Source organism: Streptococcus sp. 1449 (assembly GCF_013276805.1).
GTDB lineage: Bacteria > Bacillota > Bacilli > Lactobacillales > Streptococcaceae > Streptococcus > Streptococcus pseudopneumoniae.
This window is the reverse complement of sequence record NZ_VMLS01000015.1, coordinates 54,594-69,241: the sequence shown is the minus strand read 5'-3', so window position 1 is coordinate 69,241 and position 14,648 is coordinate 54,594. Positions and strand designations below refer to the sequence as shown.

General features: G+C 37.4%; 13 protein-coding genes, 1 pseudogene and 1 other annotated feature. All 14 genes and pseudogenes read right to left on the bottom strand.

What is annotated here, in order from left to right; genetic code table 11:
• Window positions 1-11 precede the first annotated feature (11 nt).
• Window positions 12-1,121 carry an RNA polymerase sigma factor RpoD gene (gene rpoD / locus HT687_RS04745; RefSeq protein WP_000201906.1) on the bottom strand — a complete coding sequence of 370 codons (1,110 nt, stop codon included), beginning with the start codon at window positions 1,119-1,121 and terminating at the stop codon, window positions 12-14.
• Between the two features lie 2 nt (window positions 1,122-1,123).
• Window positions 1,124-2,884 carry a DNA primase gene (gene dnaG / locus HT687_RS04740; RefSeq protein WP_138701070.1) on the bottom strand — a complete coding sequence of 587 codons (1,761 nt, stop codon included), beginning with the start codon at window positions 2,882-2,884 and terminating at the stop codon, window positions 1,124-1,126.
• A gap of 89 nt (window positions 2,885-2,973) precedes the next feature.
• Complete coding sequence (locus HT687_RS04735; protein WP_023935887.1) at window positions 2,974-3,732, bottom strand: ABC transporter ATP-binding protein; 759 nt, start codon at window positions 3,730-3,732, stop codon at window positions 2,974-2,976.
• Window positions 3,729-4,595 carry an ABC transporter permease gene (locus HT687_RS04730; RefSeq protein WP_000637230.1) on the bottom strand — a complete coding sequence of 289 codons (867 nt, stop codon included), beginning with the start codon at window positions 4,593-4,595 and terminating at the stop codon, window positions 3,729-3,731. Before HT687_RS04730 ends, HT687_RS04735 begins: the two co-directional genes overlap by 4 nt.
• A 68-nt stretch (window positions 4,596-4,663) precedes the next feature.
• Window positions 4,664-5,668 (bottom strand): tryptophan ABC transporter substrate-binding protein, encoded by a 1,005-nt coding sequence (trpX, locus tag HT687_RS04725; RefSeq protein WP_023935889.1) that lies wholly within the window; start codon window positions 5,666-5,668, stop codon window positions 4,664-4,666.
• Window positions 5,669-5,709: 41 nt separating this feature from the next.
• Window positions 5,710-5,856 carry a hypothetical protein gene (locus tag HT687_RS11820; RefSeq protein ID WP_000695828.1) on the bottom strand — a complete coding sequence of 49 codons (147 nt, stop codon included), beginning with the start codon at window positions 5,854-5,856 and terminating at the stop codon, window positions 5,710-5,712.
• Window positions 5,857-5,932: 76 nt separating this feature from the next.
• Window positions 5,933-6,150 (bottom strand) — a binding site (T-box leader).
• A gap of 69 nt (window positions 6,151-6,219) precedes the next feature.
• Window positions 6,220-8,916: a phosphoenolpyruvate carboxylase gene (gene ppc / locus HT687_RS04715; RefSeq protein ID WP_000058211.1), complete on the bottom strand. Its 2,697-nt coding sequence runs from the start codon at window positions 8,914-8,916 to the stop codon at window positions 6,220-6,222.
• A 24-nt stretch (window positions 8,917-8,940) separates the two neighbouring features.
• Complete coding sequence (locus tag HT687_RS04710) at window positions 8,941-10,164, bottom strand: FtsW/RodA/SpoVE family cell cycle protein (protein ID WP_023935890.1); 1,224 nt, start codon at window positions 10,162-10,164, stop codon at window positions 8,941-8,943.
• Window positions 10,165-10,307: 143 nt separating this feature from the next.
• Window positions 10,308-10,622: pseudogene (locus HT687_RS04705) on the bottom strand (transposase family protein); the annotation flags it as partial.
• Between the two features lie 495 nt (window positions 10,623-11,117).
• On the bottom strand, window positions 11,118-12,401 hold the full coding sequence (locus HT687_RS04700) for a hypothetical protein (protein ID WP_000782009.1): 1,284 nt from the start codon (window positions 12,399-12,401) through the stop codon (window positions 11,118-11,120).
• Window positions 12,402-12,476: 75 nt separating this feature from the next.
• Window positions 12,477-12,821, bottom strand: a complete 345-nt coding sequence (locus tag HT687_RS04695) for a hypothetical protein (protein ID WP_172924094.1) — start codon at window positions 12,819-12,821, stop codon at window positions 12,477-12,479.
• 240 nt (window positions 12,822-13,061) lie between these two features.
• Complete coding sequence (locus HT687_RS04690; protein WP_000536918.1) at window positions 13,062-13,307, bottom strand: hypothetical protein; 246 nt, start codon at window positions 13,305-13,307, stop codon at window positions 13,062-13,064.
• Between the two features lie 69 nt (window positions 13,308-13,376).
• Window positions 13,377-13,745, bottom strand: a complete 369-nt coding sequence (locus HT687_RS04685) for a hypothetical protein (protein WP_000447545.1) — start codon at window positions 13,743-13,745, stop codon at window positions 13,377-13,379.
• 130 nt (window positions 13,746-13,875) lie between these two features.
• Complete coding sequence (locus HT687_RS04680; RefSeq protein WP_000262013.1) at window positions 13,876-14,640, bottom strand: ATP-grasp domain-containing protein; 765 nt, start codon at window positions 14,638-14,640, stop codon at window positions 13,876-13,878.
• Between the last annotated feature and the right edge of the window lie 8 nt (window positions 14,641-14,648).

Here is a 14,648-nt window from a genome sequence, read left to right as displayed (position 1 = left end):
TTTCCTCACTCTTAGTCTTCAATAAAATCACGAAGCGGTTTGCTACGACTTGGTTGGCGTAGTTTTCTCAAAGCCTTGGCTTCAATCTGACGGATACGCTCACGAGTCACGTTAAAGACTTTACCCACATCTTCAAGGGTACGCATTTTTCCATCATCTAGTCCAAAACGTAGACGCAGAACATTTTCTTCACGGTCTGTAAGAGTATCCAAGACCTCATCCAACTGCTCACGCAAGACGATACGAGTTGTATAGTCCACTGGATTTTCAATCACTTCATCTTCGATAAAGTCTCCAAGGTGGCTATCATCCTCTTCACCGATTGGTGTTTCAAGAGATACTGGTTCTTGAGCAATCTTCAAGATTTCACGAACCTTATCAGGAGTCATATCCATACGTTCAGCGATTTGCTCAGGTGTTGGATCTTGACCTAATTCTTGAAGGAGGTTACGCTGTTCACGAACCAATTTATTGATGGTTTCAACCATGTGAACTGGGATACGGATGGTACGAGCTTGGTCCGCAATAGCACGAGTGATAGCCTGACGAATCCACCAAGTTGCGTAAGTTGAGAACTTGAATCCTTTAGAATAATCAAACTTGTCAACCGCCTTCATCAAACCCATATTTCCTTCTTGAATCAAGTCAAGGAACTGCATACCACGACCGACATAGCGTTTGGCAATAGAAACAACCAAACGAAGGTTGGCTTCCGCAAGGCGTTGTTTAGCTTCGATGTCACCCGCTTCAACAGCCAGTGCTAACTCTTTTTCCTCTTCATTGGTCAAGAGAGGAACGACCCCGATTTCTTTCAAATACATACGGACAGGGTCATTAACCTTAGCAGAAGTTGACCCAATCAAGTCCTCATCGCTGAGTTCTGGTTCTTCTTCATTGCTAAGAACACGCGCACTTGGATTTCCTTCATTATCTGTGATAGAAATTCCTGCATCTTGAATCCGTTGCAAGAGATCTTCAATCCCATCAGCGTCCAAGGTAAAAGGAACGACAAGACTAGCATTGATTTCATCATCTGTTGCTGTCCCTTTTTGCTTATGATTACGGATAAATTCTGCTACTTGTACGTCAAATGTTGTTACTTCTTTTTGTTTTGTTGCCATTATTACTCCATTCTTCTCTTTTGTGAAATTAAACGTTCCAATTCTTCTAAGGCTGTGTCGGTATCTCCTACATGGCTAGCTTCCTGCACCTTCTTTTTGATTCTCATATTATCCTGATTCAAGAGAGCCTTGTTTCGAGTCATTTCTACTTCACTAAGTTCCTGAGGTGACATCTCAGATGGTAAATCCTGAGCTAAGACTTGGTACCAAGCTCTTTCAACTTCCTCTGTCTGTTCTGCTAGAACTTCTGGAGGAAGATTGCCATACTGTCCAAGCAAGTCATATAAGACCTGAAATCCAGGTGTATCAAATGCAAAATCTTCTCGCAAGCGGTAATCGTTCAAAACAAGAGGGGATTCCATCATTCGATAAAGTAGATGGGCTTCTGCCCTCATAATAGCGGATAACTGCTTGGTGACAGGCATGGTGATTGGCGTCGGTCTGGAAATTCCTTCCATGCGATTCTGCCTTTGCGCCTGACGACTCTCATTAACAATCTGCTCAATCTGGGCATAATCAAAGGACGCCAGACTGTCAGCTAAAATATGAATATAGCTGTTTTGAGCAGTGATGGATTTTTCTTGAACAATCAAGGGAGCTATTTTTTCAATAAACTCAATCTGAGCCTGCAGATTTTCACTATTTTCAGGTTTATACTGGTGAATGTAAAACTCAATCGGACTAATACGAGTTTTCGTTAATAGATAGGCCAAGTCTTCTGGGCCATTTTTTTGTAGATACTCATCTGGATCCAAGTTATCAGGCATGCTGACGATCTGCACAGGAATCTCATCAATTTCATCCAGTGCTTTCAATGTCGCAGCTTGCCCAGCCTTATCGCCATCGTAAACAAGAACCAACTTCTTGGTTAACCTTTTCAGATGCTCAACATGCTCACGACTCAAGGCCGTTCCCATAGATGCGACAGCGTTTTCGATTCCAGACCGATAAGCTGCAATGACATCCATGAACCCTTCCATCAGGTAAATCTCACTGGCTTTTCCAGAAGATTTTTTTGCCCTATCCATATGATATAATTCGTAACTTTTGTTAAAAATTGCAGTCGATCGGCTATTTTTATACTTAGAAGTTTGTGAATCCGTTTTCTGCCAGATACGACCTGAAAAGGCAATGACCTTTCCTTGGTCATTTGTCAGGGGAAACATGATCCGATTGTGAAAGGTATCTACAAATTGATTGGCATCTGAGAGGTAAAATAGTCCCGAATCCAAGAAATCCTCTTCACGATACTGACCAGCCAAACGTTGATAGAGATAGTTTCGTTCTGGAGGTGCTAAACCAATCCGAAAATGCTTGAGCACTTCATCTGTCAAACCACGCTGATAAAGGTAGTTTCTGGCCTCTTCACCCATCGTAGTTGTCATGAGAATAGCATGGTAAAATTTGGCAGCATCTTCGTGCATATCATAAAGAGCTTGGTGAGGCGAGGCTGGCCTCTGCTCACTATAAAGCGGTTTTTCCACCTCTATACCGACACGCTGACCTAAGATTTGGACAGCCTCTATAAAGGGAACCCCTTGGTACTCCTCTATGAACTTAAAGACATCACCAGATCGGCCACAACCAAAACAGTGGTAAAACTGCTTATCCTCTACAACGTTGAAAGAAGGTGTTTTTTCACCATGAAAAGGACAGAGCCCTAGATAGTTCCGTCCTGCCTTTTGTAAAGAAATCACATCTCCTATGACTTCCACAATGTTGGCATTGTTTTTGATTTCTTCAATGACTTGTTTGTCAACCATACACAATACCTCCATGTTATCATAGTTTACTTTATATAGTATACTTTATTTCAGAAAAAAAGTAAACCATTTCACTCATTTTCCTTACTTTATTCAAAGAGCTGATAATAATCAGAGATTTTCATTTTTGCTTTTTCTTCTTGGTTCAAATCTTGGATAATCCGTCCTTCTTTCATGACAATCAGACGATTACCATATTTGAAAGCATCTTCCATATGGTGGGTAATCATAAGGGCTGTCAGCTGGTCTTTCTTGACAAATTCATCCGTCAATTCCATCAAGGCGACACTTGTCTTTGGATCAAGGGCTGCAGTATGCTCGTCTAACAAGAGTAATTCAGGTCGCTTCAAGGTTGCCATCAAGAGACTCAAGGCCTGTCTTTGCCCACCTGATAAGAACTCAATCGGTGTATTCAAGTGTTTCTCAAGACCATTTCCTACTTTTTCAATAGTTGCCTGAAACTCATCCTTATAGCTAGCAAGACGTCTCGGAAACAGTCCACGTTTTTCACCACGAAACTTGGCAATCAAAAGATTTTCAGCTACTGTCATACGAGGAGCTGTCCCCATCTTGGGATCTTGGAAGACTCGAGACAGATACTTAGCCCGCTTCTCTGGTGAAAACTTGGTAACATCTTCACCCAAAATACGGATAGTTCCACTGGTTAGTGATAAGGTTCCTGCAATAGTGTTAAAGAGAGTTGATTTCCCAGCACCATTTCCACCTAAAATCGTGATGAAATCCTGTTCAAAAATTTCTAAGGAAACATCATTTAAAATAATCTTTTCTTCATCAAAGCCATTTTTAACGACTTTGGTTGCATTTTTTAATTCTACAATTGCTGTCATTTGCTTAATTTGGCTCCTTTCAAGATTGTTTGCTTAAATGTTGGAATCATGAGGCAGACTGCCAAAATCACGGCGCTATACAAACGAAGGTAACTTGTATTAAAGCCAAGCGCGATAACTGCCCATACTAAGAATTGATAGGCGATAGAACCGACAACGATAGTAACCAAACGCTCTGCCAAGCTCAAACTCTTGAAAATAACTTCTCCAATAATCAAACTTGCAAGCCCCACAACGATGACACCAATTCCTCGAGATACATCAGCATAACCTTCTTGCTGGGCAATGAGGGCACCTGCAAGGGCAATCACACCATTTGATAAGACCAAGCCCATCAGCTCCATGCGCCCAGTATGAATCCCGAAACTTCTAGCCATATCAGGATTGTCACCTGTAGCAATATAGGCTTGTCCGAGTTTGGTGTCCAAGAAAAAGAGCATGAGAGCAATGACAAGACTGACAAAGATAAGACCTGTCAAAAGTTGATTCAAATCCGAATCAAAAGGCAAAACATCCTGAATTTGCTTGGTTCCAAGCAAGCCTAAATTTGCACGTCCCATAATCAAGAGCATGATAGAGTGACAGGAAGTCATCACCAAAATCCCTGAGAGCAAGGTTGGAATCTTCCCTTTTGTATAAAGAAGTCCTGCCACCATTCCAGCCAAACAACCTGCTCCTACAGCAAGCAGTGTCGCTAAAAAAGGGTTCACGCCTTTGGTTATCAGAGTGACAGCAACAGCTCCCCCAAGAGGGAAGGAACCTTCTGTTGTCATATCTGGAAAGTTTAAAATCCTAAATGTCATAAAGATTCCCAGACCTAGAATAGCCCAAACAAATCCTTGAGAAATAATGGAAACAATCATATTTTATTTAATCCTTTCTATATTCATCTTTTTAAAAAATGGGAAGAGTCTCCTCCTCCCTACCTTATTTATTCGATGACTTGTCCTGCTTCTTTGAGAACAGACTCAGGAATCGTAATACCTAGTTCTTGAGCTATTTTTTTATTGATCACTGACTTACCAGTTGAAAAGACATTGACTGGGGTATCAGCTGGTTTTGCACCTTTCAGAACTTGCGCAATCATTTTTCCAGTTGCCACACCAAGGTCATGTTGGTCAACTACAACGGATGCCAAACCACCTACTTCTACCATAGCTGCCGCACTTGGATAAATTGGTTTCTTAGAACTTTGATTGCTAGAGACAACCGTTGGAAATCCTGATGCAATGGTGTTATCAATTGGAACCCAAATAGCATCTACCTTGCTAGTCATAACAGTGACAGTTGAGGCAATTTCATTTGTTGAAGGAACTGCAAATGTTTCCACTGTCAGACCTGCTTTTTCAGCATAAGCCTTAAATTCTTCGACCTGTGTTTTTGAATTGTCTTCGCTACTTGAGTAAAGAGCTCCGATTGTTTTCACATTCGGTGTCAGAGCCTTGATGAGTTCAACTTGTTGTTGAGCTGGATTGTGGTCAGATACCCCTGTAATGTTGCCACCTGGTTTTTTCAAATCTTTGACCAAGTTAGCACCAATTGGGTCTGTAATAGCGGCCATGATAACTGGTAGGTCTTTTGTTGCACTAGACAAACCTTGAGCAGCTGGTGTTGCGATACCAACCACAAGGTCATTGCCATTTGCAACCAATTGTTTACTCATTGTCGCAACCTTACTTTGGTCACCTTCTGAGTTCATAAAGTCGATTTTCAACTGGTCATCTTTATAACCTTCTTCTGCAAGTCCAGCTTGAATCCCTTTATAAATCAAGTCAAGAGAGGGATGGCTCACAAATTGAAGCACACCAATCTTGGCTATTTTCTTCTCATCCTTATTATTCTGAGCTTCTGATTTATTCATTGAAGAATAAATCAAGCTTCCTGCTACTAAGACTGCTAATGCAGCGATAATTCCAATTAAACGTTTATTTTTCATTTTATTTCTCCTTTTTAATTCCTTTAAAATACTTCACTTATCTAATACTCTTCGAAAATCTCTTCAAACCACGTCAGCTTCACCTTGCCGTAGCTATGGTTACTGACTTCGTCAGTTCTATCCACAACCTCAAAGCAGTGCTTTGAGCAACCTGCGGCTAGCTTCCTAGTTTGTACTTTGATTTTCATTGAGTATAAACAAGCGACGCCATCGTTTTCTTTCCATACTAACCTCCATCAAAAAAGTCCTCACACAAAAAACTTGTGTGAGGACGTCGATGCGCGGTACCACCTCAATTATAGGGAATTTCCCTATCGCTCTGTCTCGCAATAACGAGATGCACTGTAAGGTGTGCTCACCGAATTTTTATGATTTCAAATTCTAAATAGCATTCAGCCCAATTTTCATCATCGCCACTTATCTGTTTTCAGCTACCACAGACTCTCTTGAAAGTTTGTACGATTACTTTTCTGAATGGTTAAATTATATCATTTTTAAACTACTTGTCAATAGTCTATTAGAATTTTTTTGATCTTCACTTTTGAAAATGATTAGCCTGAATTACGCAATCCTGTCGCAATTCCGTTGATGGTGATATGAATCAATCGTTCTTGATCACTGGACAATTCTCCACGACGTTGGCGTTTAATCAACTCTAACTGAATATAGTTGAGAATATTAAAGTAAGGCATACGGTAATCCAGACTCGCTTTTAGATATGGATTGTCAGCTAAGAGTTCGTCATGTCCTTCAATAGCCAAGATAACGTTCTTAGTAACTTGCCATTCATTTAAAATAGTCTCATAGATGACCTTAACTTGCTCATCTTCACAAAGTTTAGCATATTCAAAAGCAATATTCATATTTGATTTTGACAAAACCATATCAACATTTGAAAGAAGCGATTGGAAGAAAGGCCAATTTTGGTACATATCTCGTAAGATAGCAATATTCTCTGGATTTTTATCGATAAATTCCTTGAAACTTGAACCAACTCCGTACCATCCAGGGAACATAACACGACTCTGTGACCATGAGAATACCCAAGGGATGGCACGCAAACCACCGATTTCAGTAATCGTCTTACGAGCGGCTGGACGAGAACCAATATTAAAGCTTGAAATAGCCTTGATTGGACTTGACTCGAAGAAATAGTCATAGAAATGCTCATTACCAAAGACCAAATCACGGTAGATATCGTAACTACGGTCCACTACTTGATCCATAATGGCTTCATAACGATTTGAGGTATTGGTATCGCTCTTCTTCTGCGTAATCATACGGTTAATAGCTGCCGATACTAGCATTTCAAGGTTATAGTAGGCAGCATCTTTGTTACCGTATTTATTGCCAATTACTTCTCCTTGCTCCGTCAAGCGGATACGATCCTTGATAGACTTGAGCGGTTGAGAGGTGATAGCCTCATAGGTTGGCCCACCACCACGACCGACAGTCCCACCACGACCATGGAAGAAGGTAACCTTAACGCCAAATTCATCTCCAATAGCAGTCAATTGTTGTTGAGCCTTGTAAAGGGTCCAACATGATGATAAGTAACCGCCATCTTTATTACTATCAGAGTAACCAAGCATGATTTCTTGGTAGTTATTGCGTGAAGCAATCCATTTTTTGGCAAGGCTAAGAGAAAGATATTTTCTCATTGTTTCCTCTGAATGATCCAAGTCTTCAATTGTTTCAAAAAGGGGAACAATCTGAACACGCGCCCTTTCCGTATCCACCAATCCTACTTCTTTTAATAGAATAGCTAATTCTAGCATATCAGAAAGGCTGGTAGCATGTGAAATGATGGTCTGACGGATGACATCATCGCCCAACTTATCTTTCAAAACACGAGCCGTCTTAAAAATAGCTAGTTCTTTTGCTAATAATTCTGATTTTTCTGCGTGAGTCGCAGAAAGAATTCGGGGATCTTCTTCTAATTCTTTCAAGAGAAGGTCACACTTTTCTTCTTCACTCAACTCACTATAGCGAGAATGAATTCCTGCTGATTTCAAGAGTTCTGCCACACAGGCTTCATAGACGCTAGAGTCTTGTCGCATATCAATTGATGCTAGGTAAAAACCAAATATCTCTACTGCCTGCAATAATTCCACAAAATCACCTGAAATCAAGGACTCGCCCTTATTTTCTAGTAGAGAATCTCGAATGGCAATCAAATCCTTGTAGAAATCATTGGCGGTTTCATAGCGAGTCCCAACTTCCTTATCCTCAATCAGATAGGTTTTTGTTGCTTGGATTTTTGATTGAATATCAAACAAGGCACGACGGTAAAGCTCTTTTTCGCGGTAAATCGAGTTATCCTTGGATTGACGAGCCATTTCTCTGACTTGCTTGCTGACGTTGACAATGCTAGTTGAAAGAGAAAATTCACGATAAAGTTGGTAAATCTTTTCATCATAATAGTTCATGATGACTTCACACTGAGTAAGTGCAGACTGTTTCAAGGTCTCTGCTGTAACAAAGGGATTACCATCACGGTCTCCACCAATCCACATTCCCATGGTGATCGGTTTAGCCTGTTTTAAATTCAATCCATGCGCTTGCGCTAAGCGCTTATACTCCGTCGTCAAATGAGGTACAGCTTTCAAAAAGGAGCTGTTGTAATATTCCATAGCATTCGTGATTTCGTTAGTCACTTTTAATTTTTTCTCACGAATCATGTCTGTCTGCATGATAATTTCGATATAACGACGCAAATCATTGTGCCATTTTTCTTTATTGATCAACCCCAACTTAACATCACGGTATTTACGCAAAAGACTATGAATATGATTTGTTAAATCCAACATACTTTTGCGTTGCACTTGTGTTGGATGGGCTGTCAAAACAGGGACAACATTCAAGTGTTCAAGAATTTCAGCGGCATTTTCTTTTTCAGCAACCATTTTGATCGTTGTTGATAATTTACCTAAATAGTCCTGATCAATATTATTTTGATGATTGATTTCATAAGCTAAATCCACATCCTCTGAAATATTAATCAAAAGAGGTAAGATTGAAAAATAGCGTGAAATATAGACCATTTCATCATTTGATAAGCTAGTCACTAGACGGTTTAGACCTTGATAATCTTCCTGCGTTGATAATTCTTTCAACTGCATGATTTTTTCAAAGGTCTCTGGGGCAAGCATATTTTTAGTAATATCTTCCAGCAATTCTGTTAGAATCAATACTTCTTCTTGCACAACACTTTTATTACTATAATTTTCTAATTTTTGAAGAGACATAGACTATCCTTTCTTTATTCTACTTCACAGAAGGTTCATTGGTTGATTTTCCAATTCCCGGTACAACTTAGCGCGTTTTTCACTGGCATCAATATTTAAGACAAAGGCCACTGCCACTGATAAGACTAGAAGACTATTCCCCCCCTGGGATAAGAAGGGGAAGGTTACTCCTGTAGATGGAATCAAGCCCGAAATCCCTCCGATATTGACAAATACCTGAACCAACATCATCCCTCCGACACCGAGTGCAACCATGGCATTGAAAGGATTCTCCGCTCGGATACCGACCAAGATAATCCGCAAAATCATGAAAAACAAGAGAGCTAAAATAAGACTGGCACCAACAAAGCCAAATTCTTCAATCACGATAGAAAAGACAAAGTCTGTATGAGCTTCTGGTAAATAACCTCGTTTTTCAATCGAATTCCCAAGACCTAGACCAAACCAACCGCCATTGACCATGGCAAAATAAGAATTAGATAACTGGTGACCCGCATCCGCACGATCGGCAAAAGGATTAAAAAAGGCACTAAAGCGCTTGGCTACATAGCCAAATACTGGAATTTTTGACAAGGTCTCAACACCGATTAGGCTGATAGTGGTCAAGAAAAAGACAGAAGCGGCAGATACGAGGGCCAGAATGGTTGAAAACCAGCGATAAGCGATTCCACTAACTGTATACATAATCAAGGAAACCAAGACTAAAATAGTCGCATTTCCTAAATCAGGGAAAATTCCCAAACTTCCAATCAGAACTAGGAGAACGAATCGCCAATCATTAAAAGCACGGGGAAGCCATTGATTTTGAGTCAAAACTTGAAAATCATAAATAGCTATTTCTTCTTGCTGTTTGGAGAATCGGTGAGCCAAATACCAAATAATAATGATTTTTAAGTACTCAGCTGGCTGAATAGTTACTCCTGCAACCGAAATCCAACCGTATGCCCCGTTTACGGAAATACCAATAAAACGAGCTAAGAACAATAAAAGCATTTCTATCAATATAACTAAAATGATTAGTCGCTCATTTCTCAAAAAATCTAGTCTCAATTTATAAATTAAGGCAATCAGTATCAAACTAACAATCCAAAAGATTCCTTGGTTTCGAACCAATTGCAAGGCGCTCTTGCCTTCTTCAATTAAAATAGCGCTGGTGGTCGAATAGACCACAATCAAGCCCAAAATAGATAAAAGCAAGTAAGGAATCAAGATGGAATAATTTAATAAGTGCCTCTTACTAATCTTCATAGTATCACCACTCTACTAGGATACAGACAAATCTGTTCCAAATTCCGTTTTATTTTCTAGTTTTGATTGCTATTATACCATTTTTTCAGAAAGAAAAAAACTCTTACCTTACAATCCTTCGAATTTTACTGTTTTTACAGAATTAAGGCAGAATTTGAAATCGTAAAACCATTTTGAATAAGAGTTGCTTCAATCCATTGACTCCGACTAATTATGTTGCTTTCGTGAATGCCAAAATCAGCCGCAATTTGTTCATAAGTGCACTATTCTCGCATGTATTGAATAGTTACCATGAGGAGATCGTCTAGGCTTAATTTGGGTTTTCGTCCACCTTTTGCGCGTTTACGTTGATAAGCTGTTTTTAACACAGCTAACATCTCTTCAAAAGTCGTGCGCTGAACACCTACAAGGCTCTTGAAACGGCTATCGCTTAATTGCTGACTTGCTTCAGAATTCATAGTTTTATTGTATTATATTTTGTTTCGCAGAAAGTCTATTATTCCTTTCGTTCAAAGGTTTCTACGCTTTTAGCAACAAAGCTACACACTGAGCGTTTCGGACTTACCTTATCGTTTCGTCGTAAACTCCTTACTCTACGACAGCTATCCCATTGGCGGAGAATCTACTTCTACTTCGCTGATGACTCAGCTCGTACAAGCAATCCTACACACTCCACGTGATGCGTATGCGGAACTCAAAAGGTTTGGGGAACCTTTTGAGGATTAACTTCGTTTCTCCAACAAGCTTACACACTCCACGTGTGGTGCTAGCAAACTTCTATATTATAGAATGAAAGTGACTGAGTTGTTGTTTAAAATTAAACTTCAGAATGAAAGTATATACTATCTTGTATCAAATGGCTATTTAAAATAAATATGTAAAACTATTTATTACTAAAATAGTTAATCATATACTCCTATAACACTACAATCTGTAAAAATAAAAACACAAAGTTACCAGTAGTACCTTTTCTCACTTAGATATTGTTCCTTTTGTTCTCTAGAATTTTCATGATTTCTAATTCCTAGTAATTCATCTGTTGAAGAAACTATTGGGTCTATCCAGTCAGCTTTGGATCTAATCCAATCAATTTCATCCTTACTAAGTTTCCCCGCTATCTCCAGTTTATCAGCCATCAATCTTAAATCATTTGCTGTTTTAAAATCTTCTAGCATATTCAGAAGAGACATTGTCCGCTTCTTCTCTTCTTCGATTCTATTTTGTAATTTTCTTTTTCGCTCTTGTTCCTCTTCGTATAGTCTTGCTTTCTCTTCACGTTCAAGGCGTAAGTTCTTAACTTTATAATACTCTTGGTAAATTAAAACAATTATTTCTGGGATTGATTGTTCAAGTGTGAATTCTTTAGTATCTTTAATGTATTTACCATCTATTATCTTAAATCGAAAGTTTTCATTTGGAATATAGTCATACTTCTTTATTCTTGGTTTAAAAGCATATCTATTAAACTTAACGCTATCATTGTACTTCGCTAATTCTTTAGCTTCTTCTTTTGTTAATTCATGACTTACTTTGTCTGTTGATTCTATAACTTCAAAACGAACAATATCCTTATCAATTTGAATATCCCAATTTGAAGTTACATTATCACCGATTCTTTCAATAACAGTAACTAGTGTATCTAAAAAGCGATATAAGCGTGGAAGAGAATTTAGTGAAATATTTTTTACAAATTTAGGTTCTTTTAAATCATTATATCTGTGCCTAGAATCAAAGTAAGGATAAGAAGCAGCTTTTTCCCTCTTATTCCACTCTGTAATTTTATCTCTTAGATTAGCTACGGATTTATGTAATCTCTTATTTGGAGCCTGGTTTAGGTTTGAAACTGCTTCAATAATACGCTCTATTTTATCGTCGTCTATAAATGATAATGAACTTCTTATACTAGTTGTATCAAGTTTAACAGTATCTCCGTTTTTATCTTCCATACTATCTTCTTTATGTTTAGCAGCTTTAATTCTACTGTTCTTTAAACTTTTTCTATCAATATTAACTTCATTTACGTCATTTTGTGGTAATGGAACGATAAATTCACTTAAGTCTTGTCCAGTATTCTTACGATACCAATAACTCCCCTTTGGAATTGGGATTTCAAATTCTTTACATTTCTTGAGTAAGTCAGAATAGCTTAAATCATATTTCAATGAAACTTGTTTTGCACTTATCTCCCAGATTTCTTCATAGAGTTCTTCTCTAGAAAAGGTCTTTATCATCTTCATTTGAAACACCTTTACCCTTATATTTTACATCACCGTTTTTATATTTACCAAGCGAAAACGCAAATTCAAAAACTTCTAATTCTTCACTTCTGCATTTTCGCTTAATATAAAAAGTAAATCTTGTTTTAATCCGTTAAATTCCTCTATAATTTTATCTAAACTAGTTTCAATATTTTCAACACGGATCTCTGATAGCTTACCATGATTGTATGAAATCATTCTTTCAGCGATAATATGATATGACCAACTCTCAGTGAAACGTCTGTCTCTTTCTTCGTTATGAATAGCAAAACCAATTGGAAGAAGATTATTTCTAAGACCTATCGCAACTGCTTGTGAACTTATACCTAAATAATCACCAGCAATTTTTAATGTGATTTTATTTAATTTTCTAATATCTTCGTCGATATATTTCGGCATGTTAGTACTCCTTTGTTATAATTGCAAATGCAATATTATCTAATTTAAAATATCTTGATGGGCTGCTTCTAGTTGTTTTCCATAATAAAATTAATTTGTGGTACATCATTCTCTGAAAGTTAATAATCTAAAATCTTTTCAATGAAAAATTTATATTAAGCAATAAATAATCTCTTCAGATTAAGAGTTTCTATCTTTTAAAGTAAATCCATTTATCAATTCCATATATAGACGTAATAGTTATTTACTATCTAGGTCAAAACCAATCTGCCAAAATCCCATATCAAATATTTTCATTTGAGGATACAGCATATCAGCAACATTAAAATTCTTTTGAACTGAATCTAACTGTTCTATGTTTTTTTCATAAAAATCTACTAGTTGTAAAATAGATTTAATGTTATAGGTTCCACTTGCAATCTTTTGTGATCTTATTCCAGAAACAAAATATCTATCATATGCCGGAACACAACCGAGTGTCCCCATCAGTATCTTTGTGATTAATGTATCTGATAAGTTGTTTTTTAGTGCTGAACCTCTCACTTCACGCCTAATTTAATCATAATAAGTTGCAATAAATTCATTAATTTCCTTTAGCAATTTTTGGTTAGTTTCATTTTTAAAATCTTTACATTCTATTCCTGCTAGAGAATCATATTCATTGCTTAAGATTTCTCTTACTACAGGTATATGTACTCTATAATCCTTTTGTAATAAGAATGAAGAACCTCGATACATCCCCCAACTTGCTAAATAAAATGCAAGTTGTAAACTCAGGTAATCAAGATTCACATTATTCTCTTTTCGAGCTGTCATAAAATGTGAATAACAATGCTCCCATGAACGATATCTATCATGTTCATCAGTTTTCAAATCGTTATAAAACTCAGTTGATGATTTAATAATCATATCAATTGTTTCCATACTTCCTGCTTTCCTAATCAACTTTCAAATATATAGCGTTTTCATTATTTTCTTAATCTATTATATCATTATTCAAAACAAAAAACTGCAACTTACTCGTTGCAGATACACAGATTTAATTCTGTTCTTTTTAGAAACTTATATTTTCATTTTCAGGCATAGTAAAGACATCGTTTTTTTCAAAATAAGGTTTTACCATTTCTTTCCATCTAGCTTTATGAAAATTGATTGAGTTTAAAGGAGATAGGCCATAATTTCCCAATGCATAACCATCATTTACTTCAACAACAAGTGTTCTGCCATCACTAGTAACACCGATATCTAGTCCATAAGCTATTGGCGCATCTTTCCAACATGATATGGCTTTATCAATTACACTAGGATCAAATTGTGCATGATAATCACCTGTATAGGGTCGAACATCTAATACGCGACCATCTAAAACAAAACAACGCCATTCTGCTATGAATTCTACAACCTCACTAATCCATATAGGATAGTCAAAAGGTAGACCAATACCTATCAAATCACGGGTTCCGTTAACAACTCTTCCAGTAAAGACTTTTGAACCAGCTTTAGGCTTAATAAATTTTCCCCAATTATCAGGTATATTTACAATCTCTCCTAAAACACCTTCATAAATCTTTCGACCATAAAAGTCTTTAAGCTCAATAGGATAGTCATAAACCGGAACATTTAACCCCATCATTTTTAGTAATGCTCTGGTCTCCATTATATAATCTACAACTATATCTTTACTTGTTAACTGTTCTATTTCAGAAAAAGATTGATATAAAATAATTTCTTCTCCTTGTAAGTAGGCACCTACTTGAGCATTGTATTTATTAATTGAAACTTCACTTGGTAGTTTGCTTTGTCTAATATAAACAACCATTTCATCAC